This window comes from Vibrio sp. 10N.222.48.A3 (genome assembly GCF_041475345.1).
Lineage (GTDB): Bacteria > Pseudomonadota > Gammaproteobacteria > Enterobacterales > Vibrionaceae > Vibrio > Vibrio tasmaniensis_A.
Genome location: NZ_JBFRVX010001697.1, coordinates 1 through 379, shown reverse-complemented (window position 1 = coordinate 379; position 379 = coordinate 1). Strand labels below are relative to the sequence as shown.

The 379-nt window shown below is 43.0% G+C and carries 1 pseudogene; it reads left to right on the top strand.

The features are described 5' to 3' along the window. Positions 1 to 208 (top strand): annotated as a pseudogene (locus tag AB4653_RS28465) (aminotransferase); the annotation flags it as partial. Positions 209 to 379 lie beyond the last annotated feature (171 nt).

Here is a 379-nt window from a genome sequence, read left to right as displayed (position 1 = left end):
GTACAACATCAAAGACGATCAGAAGTTTGTGCTCGACTTCCTTAAGCAAGAGAAGGTGCTATTGGTTCAAGGTACTGGCTTCAACTGGCCAAAACCGGATCACTTCCGCATCGTGACTCTGCCACATATCGAAGATCTAGAAATCGCGATTGGTCGTCTAGAGCGCTTCTTACAGACCTACAGCCAAGACGACCTCATCGAAGGTTAATAAGCACAAAGAAAGATGGCTACAATTTGCTGTTTTAAAAGACTTTAACTTGTATTCATTCACTTCTATGCTTAAAAGGCTCCTATTTAGGAGCCTTTTTTGTATCCGCTGTCTCGTGTCCCTGTGCAAACACAAGATACGAGTGGAGCATTGCTTATACCAATCACAGTA